We start from the raw sequence: 15,821 nt of genomic DNA on the forward strand, positions 1-15,821 counted from the left end.
GCGGCGGGCGCGCACCCGCAGCTCGTCGGCCTTCACGTCGCCCTCGCCGAGCAGCTGGACCGCGATTTGCTGGTCGGAGAAGCCGGCTTTTTTCGCCTCGCGCAGCAGGCCCGTCTCCAGCCCGTCGAGGCCCGTGGCGCGCCCGTCGGCGAGCCGGTGGCCGAGCCGGAAAATGGCGTAGAGGCGCTGCAGAAACCAGTGGTCGATGCGGGTCAGCGCGTGCACCTGCTCCAGGGTGTAGCCGGCCTCAAAGGCCGCGTTGATGGCGAAGATGCGCTCCTCGTTGGGCTCGCGGAGCAGCTGGTCGATGGTCGATGAATCGATGTCCTCGGGCTTGTTGGCCACGAACCCGCGCTTGCCGGTGTCGAGCATGCGCAGGCCCTTCTGGATGGCTTCCTCGAACGTTTTGCCGATGGCCATCACCTCGCCCACGCTTTTCATGGCCGAGCCAATCTCGCGGCTCACGCCCGCGAACTTGCCCAGGTCCCAGCGCGGCAGCTTCACCACCACGTAGTCCAGGGCCGGCTCGAAAAAGGCCGACGTGGTCTGCGTGACGCTGTTTTTCAGCTCCGCGAGCGAGTAGCCCAGGCTGAGCTTGGCGGCCACAAACGCCAGCGGGTAGCCCGTGGCCTTCGAGGCCAGGGCCGAGGAGCGCGAGAGGCGCGCGTTGACCTCAATCACGCGGTAGTCCTCGGAGAAGGGGTCGAGCGCGTACTGGATGTTGCACTCGCCCACGATGCCCAGGTGGCGGATGGTCTCGATGCCGAGGCGGCGCAGCTTGTGGTACTCGCGGTTGCTGAGCGTCTGCGAGGGGGCCACCACGATGCTCTCGCCGGTGTGGATGCCGATGGGGTCGAAGTTCTCCATGTTGCAGACCGTGATGCAGTTGTCGAACGCGTCGCGCACCACTTCGTACTCGACTTCCTTCCAGCCCTTGAGCGACTCCTCCACCAGAATCTGGTCGGAGGTGGTGAAGGCTTTCCGGGCCAGGGCCCGCAGCTCGTCCCCGTTGTTGGCAAAGCCGCTGCCCAGCCCGCCGAGGGCAAAGGCGGCCCGCACGATGATGGGAAAGCCAATGGTTTCGCCGGCGGCCAGCGCGTCTTCCAGCGTCGTCACGGCCACGCTGCGGGCACAGAGCACGCCAATCTGGGCGAGCTTGTCCTTGAAGATGTCCCGGTCCTCGGTGTCGATGATGGCCTGCACGGGCGTGCCGAGCACCCGCACGTTGTACTGCTCAAACACGCCGGCGCGGTACAGGGCCACGGCGCAGTTGAGCGCCGTCTGCCCGCCGAAGGCCACCAGGATGCCGTCGGGCTGCTCCTTTTTGATGACCTCCTCGACGAAGTAGGGGGTCACGGGCAGGAAGTACACGTCGTCGGCCAGGTGGTCCGAGGTCTGCACCGTGGCGATGTTGGGGTTGATCAGGACGGTGCGGATGCCTTCCTCTTGCAGGGCCTTGAGCGCCTGCGAGCCGGAATAATCGAATTCGCCGGCTTCGCCGATTTTCAGCGCGCCGGAACCGAGGACGAGGACTTTGGTGGGTTTGGTCATGCTAGGGGTTGGGTAACAGACCGGTTGTAACGGGTCATGTTAAAAGGGGGATTGGGCCAATGGAACGTTGCGCAGAGCGCAGGGAAGCACCTCGCCTACTGCCCTCAACCGTTCGGTCAAGGAAGCGGGCAAGGTGCTCCGCGCGGCGTGACGTTCTTTTTTACTTCTGGTTGTCGGCTTTGTATTTCCCGACGGCGGTGAGGAAATCATCGAACAGAAACTCCGTGTCCTGCGGGCCGCCGGCGGCCTCGGGGTGGAACTGGGTGGAGAAGAACGGCTTGGACGTGTGCTGGATGCCTTCGCAGGTGCCGTCGTTCAGGTTCTCGAACAGCACGGTCCACTCGGCGGGCAGCGTGGCGGGGTCGACCGCGAAGCCGTGGTTCTGGCTGGTGATGTAGCAGCGCCGGGTGCCGGTGCGCTTGACGGGCTGGTTGTGGCTGCGGTGGCCGTACTTGAGCTTAAAGGTGTCGCCGCCGGCGGCCAGGCCCATGAGCTGGGAGCCCAGGCAGATGCCGAAAATGGGCTTGTCCTGCTGCAGGGCCGTTTGCAGGTGGGCGATGGTGGCCGCGCACATCTTCGGGTCGCCCGGGCCGTTGCTCAAAAACAGGCCGTCGTAGTCGAGTTGGGTGAAGTCGTAGTCCCAGGGCACGCGGATGAGTTCCACGTCGCGCTCGAGAAAGCAGCGCAGGATGTTGGTTTTGGTGCCGCAGTCCACCAGCACGATTTTGTGCTGGCCCGTGCCGTAGCGCTGCACGCCGGGCCGGCTCACCTGGGCCACCAGGTGGTCGAGGTTGGGGTCGTGGAAGGGCACGTCCTCCGCGGCCACGAGTTTGCCGAGCATCGCGCCTTTTTCGCGCAGCTGCTTGGTGAGCCGGCGGGTGTCGACGTTGAAAATGCCGGGGATGTTGTACTCCTTGAGCCAGTCGCCGAGGCTTTTGGCGGCGTTCCAGTGGCTGTGCTCCTCGGAGTAGTAGTTGACCACCAGGCCGGCAATGTGAATTTTGTCGGACTCGAAAATCTTGGAAATCGACTCGTAGAGCTCCTCGCCGGGCACGCCGTAGTTGCCGACCATGGGGGTGGTGAGCACCAGAATCTGGCCGGCAAAGGAGGGGTCGGTCAGGTTTTCGGGGTAGCCGGTCATGGCCGTGCTGAAGACCACTTCGCCCGCCACGGAGGTGTGGGCGCCGAAGGAAGTGCCTTCGATGCAGGTGCCGTCTTCGAGGATGAGTTTTACTTGGTTCATCTGTTTTGTTGCTGTTGGGATGTAGAGACGCGACACTTGGCTACGCCGACCTGCGGTTCGCGTCTTTATCGTTGCTGACGTTATTTTGACTCATTAATTCTGAAAAGAGTCGTTCAACGACGAGACGCGAGGTGTCGCGTCTCTACACCGTTTTGGCTTCGGTAGCTACAAGCGCGTACAGCGCCTGTAGGAATCGGTTGACTTCAGCCTTGGTGATATTCAATGGCGGCAGCAGGCGCAGCACGGTGGGGTCCGAAGCATTGCCCACGAAAATGTGGTGCTCGGTCAGCAGCTTGTCGCGCACGTCTTTGATGGGGAAGTCGTATTTGATGCCCACCATCAGGCCGCGGCCGCGGATTTCTTCAGCACCGGCGTTGGCTTCCAATTCGGTGCGGAGGTACTGGCTTAGCTCGGTGGCGTGGGCCAGCAGGTTTTCGGTTTCGATAACTTCCAGCACGGCCAGGGCTGCGGCGCAGGCCAGGTGGTTGCCGCCAAACGTGGTGCCCAACAGTCCGTAAGAGGCTTTTAAAGCCGGCGAAATAAGGATGCCGCCAATGGGGAAGCCGTTGCCCATGCCTTTGGCCACCGAGATGACATCAGGCCGAATGCCAGCGTGCTGGTGCGCGAAGAACTTGCCGCTCCGGCCATAGCCGCTCTGCACTTCATCGGCAATCAGGAGAACGTTGTGCGCCCCGCACAGCAGGGACAGGCCCACCAGAAAATCATCGGAAGGCATAATGATGCCGCCTACCCCTTGAATCGGCTCCACGATAACGGCACACACGTCGCCACCCTGTAGGATTTTGGCTACCTCCTTCAGGTTGTAATCCACGAAAGAAATAGCGTGGCCAGCATTAAAGGGCGCTACAATTTTGGGGTTATCCGTGGCAGCTACTGCCCCGGAAGTACGGCCGTGAAAAGCACCTTTGAACGCCACCACCCGCGTTTTGCCGGTGTGGAAGGAGGCCAGCTTCAGTGCATTCTCATTGGCCTCAGCCCCCGAATTGCACAGAAACAACGTGTAGTCCTCATAGCCCGAAACCTGACCGAGCTTATGCGCCAGCTCCGCCTGAATCGGAATCTGCACCGAGTTGGAGTAGAAGCCGATGTTCTGCAACTGCTCGGTAAGGCGCTGCACGTAGTGCGGGTGGCTGTGGCCGATGGAAATAACGGCGTGGCCGCCGTAGAAATCCAGGTATTCCTGTCCTTTATCGTCCCAGAGCTTGGCGCCGAGCGCTTTTACGGGTGTGATGTTGACGAGCGGATAAACGTTGAAAAGCTCCATGTTTTGAGTGATGTCAGAGCGTAATTAAAAAGGACGGTCATGCTGAGTGCAGCCGAATCAGTTCTACCGCTTCGTTGTAGCTATTGATTACTTCCGCGGTAGAGATGCTTCGACAAGCTCAGCATGACCGTTCGGGACGGTTAGAAAAGCACCGATTTAAGGTGAAGCCCCGTCGTTTCCGGCAGCCCGAAAAGTAAGTTCAGGTTTTGCACCGCTTGGCCCGAAGCGCCCTTCACTAGGTTGTCGATAGCTGAGGTGATGAGCAGTTGCTTGCCGAATTTCTGCACGTGCAGCAAGCATTTGTTGGTGTTGACCACCTGCTTGAGGTGAATTTCTTTGTCCGATACCGTGGTGAACGGCGCTTCGGCGTAGAAGTCTTTATACAGCTGGCGGGCCTCGTCCTGCGTCAAATCGGATGGCGTGTAGACGCTGGCAAAAATGCCCCGCGAGAAATTGCCGCGGTAGGGGACGAAGTGAATGTCCGCATCCAGCTGCGACTGCAGCTGCGCCAGGCTCTCACCGATTTCGCCGAGGTGCTGGTGCGTGAAGGGCTTGTAAATGGACACGTTGTTGGTGCGCCACGAGAAGTGCACCGTCTCCGACAAGCTCTGGCCCGCGCCGGTCGAGCCGGTGATGGCCGATACGTGCACATCGTCCGTCAGCTTGCCCGCTTGTGCCAGCGGCAGCAGCGCCAGCTGTATGGCCGTGGCAAAGCAGCCGGGATTGGCAATGTGCTGGGCCTGCTGAATGCGGCGCTTATTCAATTCTGGCAGGCCGTAGACAAATTCCCGGTCGTCGAATTCCCGGTCGGCTTCCAGGCGGAAGTCGTTGCTCAGGTCGATGATGTGCGTGGTAGCGGGTAAGGAGTTTTTCTCTAGGAATGCGCTGGAGTTGCCATGGCCGAGGCACAGAAACACCACGTCTTCGTCGCCGGCCAGTTCCGACGCAAACACCAGCTCGGTGTCGCCCATGAGGTCGTCGTGCACCTGATGCACCGGGTTGCCGGCGTTGGAAGAGCTGACAATAGCGCCGAGTTCCGCGAACTCGTGGCGCAGCAAAATGCGAATGAGCTCGCCCGCCGTGTAGCCGGCGCCGCCTACGATGCCAATCTTAATTTTCATCGTGGAGGCTGGCGCTAATTTTCAGCTGGTTGCCGAAGATTTTGATAAAACCCTTGGCGTCGCGTGAGTCCCAGGCGTTGTTTTCTTCGCCGTAGGTAGCCACTTTCGACTGCATCATATCATATTTGGACTCAACGCCCAGCAGCTCGAACTGATACGGCTTGAGATTAACGAAAACGGTGCCCGAAACGTGGTTTTGCGATGACTCCAGGAAAGCCTCCATGTCGCGCATCACCGGGTCGAGGTACTGAGCCTCGTGCAGCAGCGTGCCGTACCAGTTGGCGATGTAGTCCTTGTGCAGAAGCTGCCAGCGGGTGCTGGTGTGCTTCTCCAGCAGGTGGTGTGCTTTGATGAGGATGAGCGGCGCCGGTGCCTCAAAGCCCACGCGGCCCTTAATGCCCAGAATGGTGTCGCCCACGTGAATGTCGCGGCCAATGGCAAAGGCCGAGCCCAGCTCATTTAGCTTCTGAATCAACTCCACCGGAGGCAGTGTTTCGCCGTTCAGCGCCACGGGCTCGCCCTTCTCGAAGGTGATTTCCACGCGTTCCGAATCGTGGCGCTGCAGTTGCGAAGGATAAGCGCTTTCGGGTAGGGCTTCGTGCGAGGTCAGCGTTTCGACGCCGCCCACGCTGGTGCCCCAGATGCCTTTATTTATGGAATAGCGCGCCTTTTCCCAGCTCATCTCGAAGCCCTGTTTCTGCAAATATTCAATCTCCGCCTGGCGCGACAGTTTGAGGTCGCGGATGGGCGTCAGAATCTCCGTTTTGGGCGAGATAACCGAGAAAGCCACGTCGAAACGCACTTGGTCGTTGCCAGCGCCGGTGCTGCCGTGCACGATGTAATCGGCTTCGTTGGCGCGGGCGTATTCGGCAATGGCCAATGACTGAAACATGCGCTCTGCACTTACCGAGAGGGGATAAGTGTCGTTCTTCAACACATTGCCAAACAGCAGGTAGCGCAGGCAGTCGCGGTAAAACCGGTCCGTTACGTCAATAACTTCGTGCTTCACCGAGCCCAGCTCGGAAGCGCGCTTCTCGATGCCGGCCAATTCCTCCGACGAAAACCCGCCAGAGTTAACAATGACTGTGTGAACTTCGAGGTCTAATTCACGCGACAAATACACGGCGCAAAACGACGTGTCGAGGCCGCCGCTGTAGGCTAGAATGGCTTTTTTCTTCATGATGCAGAACTGGGAGAAACAGGTAATTGGGCTTGATTGTCGGCCGTAAAGTCAGGGACTTGGAGCTGCACGAGTGGGGCATTGGTCGCGTCGAACAGCATACCGGTGCACAGGCACATTTTTCGCTCGTTTTCCATCAGGATGCCAAAATTTTTGCAGCTGCGGCAGCCCTTCCAAAAGTCTTCGCTGCTAGTGAGCTCCGAAAAAGTTACCGGCTTGTAGCCCAATTCGGTATTAATTTTCATTACCGCCAAGCTGGTAGTAATGCCGAATATTTTCGCATTAGGATACTTCGAGCGCGAGAGGTTGAACACGCCCTGCTTAATGGCGCGTCCCACGCCACTCTTACGAATTTCGGCATTTACCACAAGGCCCGAATTGACTACAAACGTCTTGTCATCAAACGTTTCGATGTAGCAGAAACCCGCCAGCTCGCCATCGACGAAGGCAATGATGCTGTCGCCGCTGGCCATCTTTTGGGCTACGTAGGCGGGCTCGCGCTTGGCGATGCCCGTACCACGTGTTTTGGCCGAATCGATATACCACTGACATAATTGGTCAGCGTACTGAGCGTCCGCTGCCGTTGCAACCCGAATTATCATTGTTATTTAAGGACTTAGGGATAGATGCGCGGCTGTCCGGACACACGCTTCCGGCGTGTGATTCCTGCTAAAGCCCAAACCTGTCTGTAAGTGTGAGCGGATACTTGCCCGGCTCAAAAGGGCTGGCCAAGGGGCCAACATGCGGCTGCTGAAGCCGCTAGGGTCGTCGCACCAGAGCGCAAGCGGTTTTGCACACGCCAGCTGCACCCGGCCAAGCGGCGGGAACTAGCGAAGTAGGCAGATAAACCGAGAGGGTCATGGCAGAGAAATATTGGTTTGGACGCTTTAACGGGGGTCCGTGCCAAGTGGTTCAATTCTGCCGCAAATGTAAAAGCTCCTACTTTTGCGTGCAACGTTTCCTATATAAATTTTTGAATCAGCCACCCGCGACGTTCGGGTTTGCGCGTAGACAAATTACCAATGAAGCCCCAGCTAAAAATATTTAAAATAGGCGGTGGTATTATCGACCACGCACCGGATTTGCTGGAGTTCCTGCGACTATTTGCCGAAGTAAGCGGGCCCAAAATACTGGTCCACGGCGGCGGAAAAGGCGCCAGCGACATGATGGCGACCTTGGGCATTGCCCCGCGCATGCTCCACGGCCGGCGCATCACCGACGAGGCCACCCTGGATATCGTGACCATGTTTTATGCTGGCAAAACCAACAAGCAAATGGTGGCCGCGTTGCAAAGTCTGGGGGTTAACGCGCTGGGTCTCACCGGGGCCGATGGCAACGTGATTCTGGCCACTAAGCGGCCCGTAAGGGAGGTAGACTATGGCTTTGTGGGCGACCTGAATGAAGAAAGCATCAATACAAGCCTGGTTAATCAGCTGTTGACGTTGGGAATAACTCCAGTTTTCTGCCCCATTAACCACGATGGGAAAGGCCAGTTATTAAATACCAACGCCGATACCATTGCCGCTTCTGTGGCCAAGGCATTGAGTAGGCAGTATACCGTAGCGCTACACTTTTGCTTCGAGAAGCGCGGTGTGTTGACTGACGTGGCTGATGAGAAATCGGTTATTCCAAGAATAAGCTTGTTCGATTACGCTGAATTAAAAGAAAGCGGAATTATTGCCGACGGCATGCTTCCTAAATTAGAAAATGCCTTTGAGGCTTTGCAGTTTGGGGTCGATAAAGTAATTATTGAGCACGCGCTTTTTATTGATGAAACATTAAAAACAGAGCTATGCCTGATGTAATTAGCCAACTCAGCGATGATGCCGTGGCGCTGTTAATTCGGCTAATTCAGACACCTTCTTTTTCACGGGAAGAGGCCGATACGGCCACTTTAATTCAGGAGTTTTTGACGACGCACGGCGTGGCGACAAAACGCCAGGATAACAACGTGTGGGCTGTTTCGCAGCATTTCGACGCGGCTAAACCAACTGTCTTACTCAACTCCCATCACGACACGGTTAGGGCCAGTGCCGGGTGGAGCTATGCGCCTTTTGGGGCTGAATTGGAAGGTGATAAGTTGGTGGGGTTAGGTAGCAATGACGCGGGCGCCTCGGCGGTGAGCTTATTAGCAGTGTTTTGCTATTTTCAAGATAAGCTAAATGCCTTTAATTTAATTTGCGCCATAACCGCAGAGGAGGAAATTTCGGGTGCTAAAGGCATAAGAAGTGTGCTGCCGCAACTTGGTAAGATTGACGTGGGAATAGTGGGCGAACCTACGGGCATGAACCTCGCCATTGCCGAGAAAGGCCTGATTGTGCTGGATGCAACTGCCCATGGCAAAACCGGTCATGCAGCCCGCGAGGAGGGAGAAAATGCTCTTTATAAGGCTCTGGACGACATTCAGTGGCTGCGGCAATACCAGTTTCCGGAAGTGTCGCCGCTGCTGGGCCCGGTCAAGATGACGGTTACGCAAATCACGGCCGGCCAGCAGCACAACGTGGTGCCCGACCGCTGCCAGTTTGTGGTGGACGTGCGCACCAATGAGTTGTACCAGAACCAAGAGGTGGTTGATATTATTCGGGCCAATGTGCAGTCCGAAATAGTGCCGCGCTCCACCCACCTCAATTCTTCTAAAATTAGCGAAAACCATCCGCTGGTGCGCAAGGGAGTGGCCATGGGCAAGCAGGTGTATGGCTCGCCCACGTTGTCGGACCAGTCGATGATGCCATTTGAAACCCTGAAAATGGGGCCGGGGGAAAGCGCCCGCTCGCATACACCGGATGAATTTATTCTGCTAAGTGAGATTCATGCAGGTATTCGCGATTACATCACGTTACTCACTGACCTTAAATTTCACTAATCCTGTAGTCTTACCGCCTGCCAGGCTTAATTTAATTACTTCGCAAAACCGCGCTATGAAAATTTGGGAAAAAGGATTTTCCGTTAACGAAACCATCGAACAGTTCACGGTGGGGCAGGACCGGGAGTTGGACATGCACCTTGCGCAATTTGACATGCTTGCCTCCAAGGCGCAAGCCAACATGCTGGCCAAAGTGGGCTTGATATCGGAGGAAGAGCGGGCGCAGCTAATTACCGGGCTGGACGAACTACTCGAGCAGGTGGCCGCCGGAACGTTTCAAATTGAAGCTGACTTTGAAGACGTACATTCCAAAATTGAGCACTACCTGACCGAGAAATTTGGTGATGCTGGCAAGAAAATTCACACCGCCCGCTCGCGCAACGACCAGGTGCTGACGGCCATCCAACTGTTCCTCAAAGACTATACAGAGCAGATTGCCGCCAAAATGCTGCTGCTGGCTGAAGTGCTGCTGCAGAAGGCCGAAGTGCACCAGGGCGACTTACTGCCCGGCTACACGCACTTCCAAGCCGCCATGCCAAGCAGCTTTGGCCTGTGGTTTACGGCCTATGCCGAGCATCTGCTGCTCGATTTGTGCTTGTTTGAAGCCGCGCACCAAGTAGCCGACCAAAACCCACTGGGTTCGGGGGCAGGCTTTGGCAGCAGCTTCCCCATCGACCGGGAAATGACGACTCGGGAGATGGGTTTCGGCAACGTGGCCGTGAGCGCCGTGGGCGCCCAAATGCTGCGCGGAAAAACCGAAAAAACGCTGGCCTTTGCCATCGCCGGTGCAGCGGGCACGCTGGGCAAGCTGGCCTACGACCTGGTGCTCTACAACAGCCAGGACCTGGGCTTCGTGAATTTGCCGAAGGAGTTCACCACCGGCTCCAGCATCATGCCCCACAAGAAAAACCCGGATGTGTTTGAACTGGTGCGCGCCCACGCCAACCGCCTGCAAGCGCTGCCCAACGACATCATTTTGGCCACCAGCAATCTGCCCAGCGGCTACCACCGCGACTTTCAGCTGCTAAAGGAACTGCTCTTCGGGCCCATGATGCAGTTTGCCAACCTGCTGGACATTCTGCTGTTTGCACTGCCCGAAATCAAGATTAAGCCCGGTGTAATCGACCAGGCCAAGTACGACCCCATTTTCTCGGTGGAGAACATCAACCAGCTGATTATTGCAGGCGTGCCGTTTCGTGATGCGTACCAACGGGTAGGCCGCGCCGTGGAAGATGGTAGCTATGTGCCACACCGGGAATTCAAAACCACCCACTTGGGCAGCATTCATAATCTAGGGTTGGAGGAAGTTGCCGGTAAGATTGAGCGTTTAAGAACTCAAAGTGTCTTATTTGGGAAAAAGGACTAATAGCTTCTCTGTTTTTACGCTGCTTATGCACAATCTGAAGACAGTGAAAAATTAAATAGTTAATAAAAAAGGCTGCTGCAGTTATGCAGCGGCCTTTTTAGTGTGCTTTAAAAGTATGCCTTCCATATATAATAGGGTAGAATAGGATGAGGCCAGCGCTCGGTGCACTGCGGGTAGAAACCGTACGGCCATGCCCAAGTCAGCATTAATGCAACTGATGCCAGTCCTGGTATAATTGGTATAAATGGTGGTGGGAGCCGCAAACAGGGCTGCAGGCAGGGCGTAGGGTACTAGCAGAAAAAATAATGAAACAGCCAAACGTGCAACGTGCTGTGGGGGAGTACGCACCCCGCCGCTAAACTACCGATTAGTGGTGCTCGTAGCCGTTAAGCGGAGCCATTCTGCGCTTTTTCCTGTTACCTTTTCAGCTATGCCCGACTCTGCTCTTCCCTTCCGCCGGCCCGACCTCCTGCGCCTTGACTACGACACTTACCGTGCTCTGCCTGCCATTGCCAACTCCGACCTCTCGCGCCTGCGCGATGCCTTAGATGGCCGACCGCCGCGCCCCCACACCAGCTCCAACGAAGGCGCGCTGAGCTTCGGCACCGCGTTTCATACGGCCCTGCTCGAACCCGATGACTACGTAGCGGGCCAGCCCGGCCTGAACGATACCTTGGTGTGGTGGCTGGTCGAAGGGGTTAAGATGAACACCCAGCTGGCCGAGCTGCTGACCCTGGGTGTTCCCGAAATCAGCGTGCTGTTCACGGAGCCCGAAACCGATACCCTTTGCAAGCTGCGCGCCGACTTGGTGGTGGACCACCCAGACCAACCGTTCACCATCATCGACTTTAAAACCACCATGGCCCGCGACGCCGACCACTTCCTTTGGCAGTGCTCGGCTTATGATTACGACCGGCAGGCCGCCTTCTATACCGATGCCCTCCGCGCCGAGCGCTTCTTGCTGGTGGGCGTGCAAAAAGTGGAGCCATTCGGCGTATTCACCATTGAAGTGAGTGAGCAAATGCTGGCCGAAGGCCGCACCAAATACCACCGTCTGCTGCGCTTACTGAAGGCGCCGGCCACCGCGCCGACTTATCGAGCCGAAGCCGTGCAGGCTGCTGTCGACGCCTTGGGATTGCAGTCGGAGGAATAATTCTCAGCTAGCTCTTAAAGCAATTTGCCCTTCTCCACTCTGGGAAGGGCTTTTTTTTGTCAAATGAGTGAAGCTTACTTATTAGTTAGTAAGTATTATCTTTGACCCATTATGAAGAGCCAAGCTACGACAGTTTCTCTTGCTCCCGACACCCGCACGCGAATTCTTGACCTAGCCGAAAGCCTGTTGCTGGAGCGGGGCTACAATGCCTTCAGTTACCAGCACATTGCCCGGGAACTGGGCGTTAAGCCGGCTGCCATTCATTATCATTTCCCCAGCAAAGACGACCTGGGCACGGCCGTTGTAGCGCGCCAGCTGAAGCGCCTGCGCAAGTGGCGCGACCTGCCCCGCGTGGCCGACTTGCCCCCAAAGGAGCAGCTGGAAGCCCTTTTTAAGGTGTATGACAACCATGTGCGCCAGGAGCGCCGCGTGTGCTTGTTTGGCGCGTTGGCCGCCGATTTCCTAACGCTGCCAACCCCGATGCAAGCCGAGCTCCGCACCTTCAACGGGGAGCTGACGGCGTGGCTGGCCCAGGTGCTGGCCGTTGGGAAGGCTACCGGGGCGCTGCGGTTTGTGGGCAGCCCTTCAGCCAAGGCAGTGCAGGTGCTCACCACGTTGGCGGGGGCCCTGCAGGTCGCCCGCGTGCACGACGAAACCCCCTACCATACCATAGTGGGGCAGCTACGGCTGGAACTGCTGGTATGAAACAAGTATACCGAAAGCTCTTGGTAGATTCTATGCTCAGTGGCTTGATAAACACCTTCTCACCCGCTCACGACTATTTCATGGCTGACGAACCGGCTATCTCTGCCGCGCCACGCATGCGCTACCCTTCGCCGCCCACTGCGTTGCGCTGGCTGCGGCTGCAACTCAAGGTGCTGTCGGCGGTGGCACCGGAGCTGGCTTTCAGGCAGGCCTGGAAGCTGTTTATATCACCTCGCCGCCTGCCTATTAAAGCATGGGAAGCGCCTGCTTTAGTAGACGCTCGTCGACGCGTTGTGGACTGCGAATCGGGCGCGGTGGCGGTGTATGAGTGGGGCCCAGAGGCCGCGCCGGCCGTGGTTCTGGTGCACGGCTGGGAGCACCGGGCCAGTTTCTGGCGCGCCTGGGTGGAGCCGCTACTGGCCGCAGGCTTCCGGGTGGTGGCGCTGGACGGGCCTGCGCACGGCGCTTCGGCCGGCAAGCAGGCCACGCTCGTGGCTTTTGGTGGAGCGGTACAGGTGGTGATGCACACAGTGGGGGAGGTGCGGGCCATCGTGGCTCATTCGTTTGGGGCGGCTTCGGTGGCAGGGCTGCCGGTGCGGCTGCCTGATGGAGCGCCGCTGCCACGGCTGGTGCTGCTAAGTGCCTCCATTGGCCCGCGGGCGGTGGCCGGGCGCTTTGCCGACTTTCTGTATCTGTCCAATGACTTCGTGGCGCGGTTTGCCCAATACGTGGAGCAGGCTACTGGCCGGTCAGCCGACTCATTCGGGGTGGCCGTGTCGGGGCCGGGCACCAAAGCTGAAAAGGTGCTGGTAATTCACGACGAAAATGACGAGATAATTCCGTTTTCGGAAGGGCAGGAGATTGCCGCGGCTTGGCCTGGTGCGGTGCTGCACGCCACGCGCGGCTTGGGCCACAACCGCATTTTGCGCGATGCCAAGGTGGTACAAGTGGCGGTAAGCTTTATTGGGTAAGGTCAGGCCTGCTTCTGCCAAAACCGTTCAGCTTCGGGGCTAGCCCTCCATGATTGAGACAGTGGGAACTCTTGTTCAGGAAGGCCGTGAAGAGGGTGTTTTCAGGCTTGCGTTGCCTGTTATGCTGAGCTTGCGAAGCATCTTCTCACGCCATAGCGAATCGTATGGGGGTGAGAAGATGCTTCGCAAGCTCAGCATGACAGGAGTTATCATTTCGGCTCCTCGACGGAGTGCTTGAATAGGTTAGATACTGCTCATTCCCTCGGCAGCTAACTGCCGTAGCACGTCGCGCAGGCCATCTGGCTCGCGCAAGAGCACCCCTACGTGCTGCACATACTCGGCCTCGGCGCGCAAATCGCGCTTGAGCTGCCGCAGCTCCGCTTCCTGCTTTTTAGCCGAAGCGCCTTGAAAGCCGGTGGGGCCGTACTTCACCTCGTTCATTTCCTGCTTCAGCGTGATTTGCTGTTGCAGCAAGGCACGGGTATAACGGGCCAGCACGTCGTCCGATTCGGCATCGGCCGGGCCCGATTCGGCCAGCAGCTGGAGTAGCGTGTAGAGGTCGTCGGCTTCGTAAGCCTCGGTGATGCGCTGCATCTGGGCGGTTTTGTCGGCCTGCTTTTCGGGGTCGCGCTCCAGGTCGGGATGGTGGGTGCGGGCCAGCTGGCGGTAAATGGTTTTGGCGTTGGATTCGAGCTGTTTTTGGTCGGCTTGTTCGGCGGCTTGCTTGGCCCGTTGTGCTTTGGTTTGGCGGCGGGCGCGAGCGGCGGCAGCGGCTTGCTCGTGCGGGGGCAAGCTGGGGTCAGGGATGTATTCCTCGGGAATCTGGGAGCTGGCGCTGCTATCGGGCTTGGCCTTGGTATCGGAGCTGCGACGGCCCGCGGGGGCGTATTTGCGAATTATCTCGCTCTCGTCTTCACCAAACCGCTCTTCTAATGACCGGGCATTGCCTAGTATCAGGTCAGTAATCTGCTCTTCTTCTAAGCGACTGAAATAGCCGAGGAGCAAGGCTTCTTCCAGAGAGGGAAACAGGCTGCGGCGGGCCGCTACTACGGCTGTCGCCGCTGGGCCTACCTGCTGCCAGTAGCGGCGGCGTGCTTCAGCCTGCTCGGCGCGGAGGTCGCGCAGGCGCTCACGTAGGTTCTCAACGTCCAGAATGGCCTGGCGGAAGGCTGCCTGGGCAGGGGAGCCCGCGTGTTTTTCGTCGAGCCGCACTGGTACTGTAACTGGCGCAGGATGCGTTGAGGCAGCTTTTTTCATGGGTACAAAGGTAGGGACGGGGCCTACGGCCACAGCTCAAACGCCACCCGAAACGTGTTGCAATGCGCATCCACAATATCTGCCAACCGCTCTGAGTAGCCGCCGCCCATGCTCACAGCCACCGGCAGTTGTCGCTCGTGGCAGAGACCCAGCACAAATTCATCGCGCTGCCGGCAGCCCGCTGGCGTGAGGGCCAGCTTGCCGAGTTTGTCGGTGGCCAGCACGTCGACCCCAGCCTGGTAAAAAATGAAGCCGGGCTGTACTTGGTTTAGTAATTTCGGAAGCGTCTCTTTGAGCAGCTGCAGGTATTGCTCGTCACCGGTGCCCAGTTCCAGGGCGATGTCTAAATCAGATTTTTCCTTGCGTAAGGGATAATTGGCCCCGGCATGCATGGAAAACGTGAATACGCGCGGCTCGTTCTCAAAAATGGCCGCGGTTCCATCGCCCTGGTGCACGTCTAAGTCTACAATCAAAATTTGGCTGGCCAAGCCGTGCGCTAATAAGTGGGCGGCGGCAATGGCCTGGTCGTTGAGCACGCAAAATCCCTCGCCGCGGTCGGCAAAAGCGTGGTGGGTGCCGCCGGCTAAATTGAGCCCTACCCCGTCGCGGAGGGCTTTCAGGGCCGATTGCAGGGTGCCGGAGCTGCTGCTCAGCGAGCGTCGCACAAGCTGCTGGCTTTGGGGCAGGCCCAGGCGGCGCACTTCGGCGGGGCTAAGGTTCAGGTCGCGCACTTTGTGCCAGTATTCCTCCGTGTGCACGCGCAGCACGTCCTGTTCCGCGCACAGGCCGGGCTCGTAGAAATCATGGGCCGTTGCTATGCCCTGCCACAGGAGTTGCTCCCGAATCAGAGCATACTTGGCAATGGGAAAGCGGTGCCCTTCGGGAAGATTGAGCGTGTAGTGGTCGGAAGTTGCAAGGCACGGCATGTGGCCTTAATACTAGAAAGCTTCATCGCAGGTTTGTGATGAGCTATTTGTAAGAAGTTGATTATGCTCTAAAAACACGCTTTAAATAGGTGAATTGATTATTTGTAAAAATACTTATTAATTGGCGATGGTCTAATACGTGGTGAAAGGCGTATAGGTGCTCATGGTTTCAACGCAACATCTTTGCGCCGTATGCGGCA

14 protein-coding genes are annotated in these 15,821 nt (G+C 57.9%); 6 read left to right on the forward strand and 8 right to left on the reverse strand.

Annotated features, from left to right (window positions below; translation table 11 throughout):
* From carB to ACP7AJ_RS21050, 6 genes are all read right to left on the reverse strand, one after another.
* The coding region (gene carB / locus ACP7AJ_RS21025) for a carbamoyl-phosphate synthase large subunit (protein ID WP_426062191.1) at window positions 1–1,551 on the reverse strand (1,551 nt) is incomplete at its 3' end.
* A 160-nt stretch (window positions 1,552–1,711) separates the two neighbouring features.
* Window positions 1,712–2,794, reverse strand: a complete 1,083-nt coding sequence (gene carA / locus ACP7AJ_RS21030) for a glutamine-hydrolyzing carbamoyl-phosphate synthase small subunit (RefSeq protein ID WP_426062193.1) — start codon at window positions 2,792–2,794, stop codon at window positions 1,712–1,714.
* Window positions 2,795–2,936: 142 nt separating this feature from the next.
* Entirely contained in the window at window positions 2,937–4,079 is a 1,143-nt protein-coding gene (locus ACP7AJ_RS21035; protein WP_426062194.1) for an aspartate aminotransferase family protein, read from the reverse strand.
* A gap of 140 nt (window positions 4,080–4,219) precedes the next feature.
* A complete protein-coding gene (gene argC / locus ACP7AJ_RS21040; protein ID WP_426062195.1) occupies window positions 4,220–5,200 on the reverse strand; it encodes an N-acetyl-gamma-glutamyl-phosphate reductase in 981 nt (326 codons plus the stop codon).
* Window positions 5,190–6,380 carry an argininosuccinate synthase gene (argG, locus tag ACP7AJ_RS21045; RefSeq protein ID WP_426062196.1) on the reverse strand — a complete coding sequence of 397 codons (1,191 nt, stop codon included), beginning with the start codon at window positions 6,378–6,380 and terminating at the stop codon, window positions 5,190–5,192. The genes argC and argG overlap by 11 nt, the downstream gene beginning before the upstream one ends.
* Window positions 6,377–6,982, reverse strand: coding sequence for a GNAT family N-acetyltransferase (locus tag ACP7AJ_RS21050; protein ID WP_426062198.1), 606 nt, complete (start codon window positions 6,980–6,982; stop codon window positions 6,377–6,379). The genes argG and ACP7AJ_RS21050 overlap by 4 nt, the downstream gene beginning before the upstream one ends.
* 420 nt (window positions 6,983–7,402) lie before the next feature.
* Here ACP7AJ_RS21050 and argB point away from each other — a divergent pair, with 420 nt between their 5' ends.
* The 6 genes from argB (at window position 7,403) to ACP7AJ_RS21080 (ending at window position 13,438) form a co-directional block, all read left to right on the forward strand.
* Complete coding sequence (gene argB / locus ACP7AJ_RS21055; protein WP_426062199.1) at window positions 7,403–8,185, forward strand: acetylglutamate kinase; 783 nt, start codon at window positions 7,403–7,405, stop codon at window positions 8,183–8,185.
* The gene (locus ACP7AJ_RS21060) at window positions 8,173–9,243 is read left to right on the forward strand and encodes a M20 family metallo-hydrolase (protein ID WP_426062200.1); all 1,071 of its coding nucleotides are present in this window, start codon (window positions 8,173–8,175) and stop codon (window positions 9,241–9,243) included. Before argB ends, ACP7AJ_RS21060 begins: the two co-directional genes overlap by 13 nt.
* Window positions 9,244–9,298: 55 nt before the next feature.
* Complete coding sequence (gene argH, locus ACP7AJ_RS21065; RefSeq protein ID WP_426062201.1) at window positions 9,299–10,609, forward strand: argininosuccinate lyase; 1,311 nt, start codon at window positions 9,299–9,301, stop codon at window positions 10,607–10,609.
* A 430-nt stretch (window positions 10,610–11,039) separates the two neighbouring features.
* Window positions 11,040–11,762 (forward strand): PD-(D/E)XK nuclease-like domain-containing protein, encoded by a 723-nt coding sequence (locus ACP7AJ_RS21070; RefSeq protein WP_426062203.1) that lies wholly within the window; start codon window positions 11,040–11,042, stop codon window positions 11,760–11,762.
* 111 nt (window positions 11,763–11,873) lie between these two features.
* Window positions 11,874–12,467: a TetR/AcrR family transcriptional regulator gene (locus tag ACP7AJ_RS21075; protein ID WP_426062204.1), complete on the forward strand. Its 594-nt coding sequence runs from the start codon at window positions 11,874–11,876 to the stop codon at window positions 12,465–12,467.
* 80 nt (window positions 12,468–12,547) lie between these two features.
* Complete coding sequence (locus tag ACP7AJ_RS21080; RefSeq protein ID WP_426062205.1) at window positions 12,548–13,438, forward strand: alpha/beta fold hydrolase; 891 nt, start codon at window positions 12,548–12,550, stop codon at window positions 13,436–13,438.
* Window positions 13,439–13,681: 243 nt separating this feature from the next.
* On the opposite strand, the gene ACP7AJ_RS21085 is transcribed toward ACP7AJ_RS21080, so the two are convergent.
* Together ACP7AJ_RS21085 and ACP7AJ_RS21090 are read right to left on the reverse strand one after the other, a co-directional pair.
* Entirely contained in the window at window positions 13,682–14,695 is a 1,014-nt protein-coding gene (locus tag ACP7AJ_RS21085) for a J domain-containing protein (RefSeq protein WP_426062206.1), read from the reverse strand.
* Window positions 14,696–14,718: 23 nt separating this feature from the next.
* Window positions 14,719–15,621, reverse strand: a complete 903-nt coding sequence (locus ACP7AJ_RS21090) for a histone deacetylase family protein (RefSeq protein ID WP_426062207.1) — start codon at window positions 15,619–15,621, stop codon at window positions 14,719–14,721.
* Window positions 15,622–15,821 lie beyond the last annotated feature (200 nt).

The sequence above is a fragment of the Hymenobacter sp. B1770 genome (genome assembly GCF_049896385.1).
GTDB lineage: Bacteria > Bacteroidota > Bacteroidia > Cytophagales > Hymenobacteraceae > Hymenobacter.

What these genes read in the sequence shown, in the direction of transcription:
- carA (WP_426062193.1), bottom strand. Translation starts at nt 2,794, where the DNA reads ATGAACCAAGTAAAACTCATCCTCGAAGACGGCACCTGCATCGAAGGC.
- ACP7AJ_RS21035 (WP_426062194.1), bottom strand. Translation starts at nt 4,079, where the DNA reads ATGGAGCTTTTCAACGTTTATCCGCTCGTCAACATCACACCCGTAAAA.
- argC (WP_426062195.1), bottom strand. Translation starts at nt 5,200, where the DNA reads ATGAAAATTAAGATTGGCATCGTAGGCGGCGCCGGCTACACGGCGGGC.
- argG (WP_426062196.1), bottom strand. Translation starts at nt 6,380, where the DNA reads ATGAAGAAAAAAGCCATTCTAGCCTACAGCGGCGGCCTCGACACGTCG.
- ACP7AJ_RS21050 (WP_426062198.1), bottom strand. Translation starts at nt 6,982, where the DNA reads ATGATAATTCGGGTTGCAACGGCAGCGGACGCTCAGTACGCTGACCAA.
- argB (WP_426062199.1), top strand. Translation starts at nt 7,403, where the DNA reads ATGAAGCCCCAGCTAAAAATATTTAAAATAGGCGGTGGTATTATCGAC.
- ACP7AJ_RS21060 (WP_426062200.1), top strand. Translation starts at nt 8,173, where the DNA reads ATGCCTGATGTAATTAGCCAACTCAGCGATGATGCCGTGGCGCTGTTA.
- argH (WP_426062201.1), top strand. Translation starts at nt 9,299, where the DNA reads ATGAAAATTTGGGAAAAAGGATTTTCCGTTAACGAAACCATCGAACAG.
- ACP7AJ_RS21070 (WP_426062203.1), top strand. Translation starts at nt 11,040, where the DNA reads ATGCCCGACTCTGCTCTTCCCTTCCGCCGGCCCGACCTCCTGCGCCTT.
- ACP7AJ_RS21075 (WP_426062204.1), top strand. Translation starts at nt 11,874, where the DNA reads ATGAAGAGCCAAGCTACGACAGTTTCTCTTGCTCCCGACACCCGCACG.
- ACP7AJ_RS21080 (WP_426062205.1), top strand. Translation starts at nt 12,548, where the DNA reads ATGGCTGACGAACCGGCTATCTCTGCCGCGCCACGCATGCGCTACCCT.
- ACP7AJ_RS21085 (WP_426062206.1), bottom strand. Translation starts at nt 14,695, where the DNA reads ATGAAAAAAGCTGCCTCAACGCATCCTGCGCCAGTTACAGTACCAGTG.
- ACP7AJ_RS21090 (WP_426062207.1), bottom strand. Translation starts at nt 15,621, where the DNA reads ATGCCGTGCCTTGCAACTTCCGACCACTACACGCTCAATCTTCCCGAA.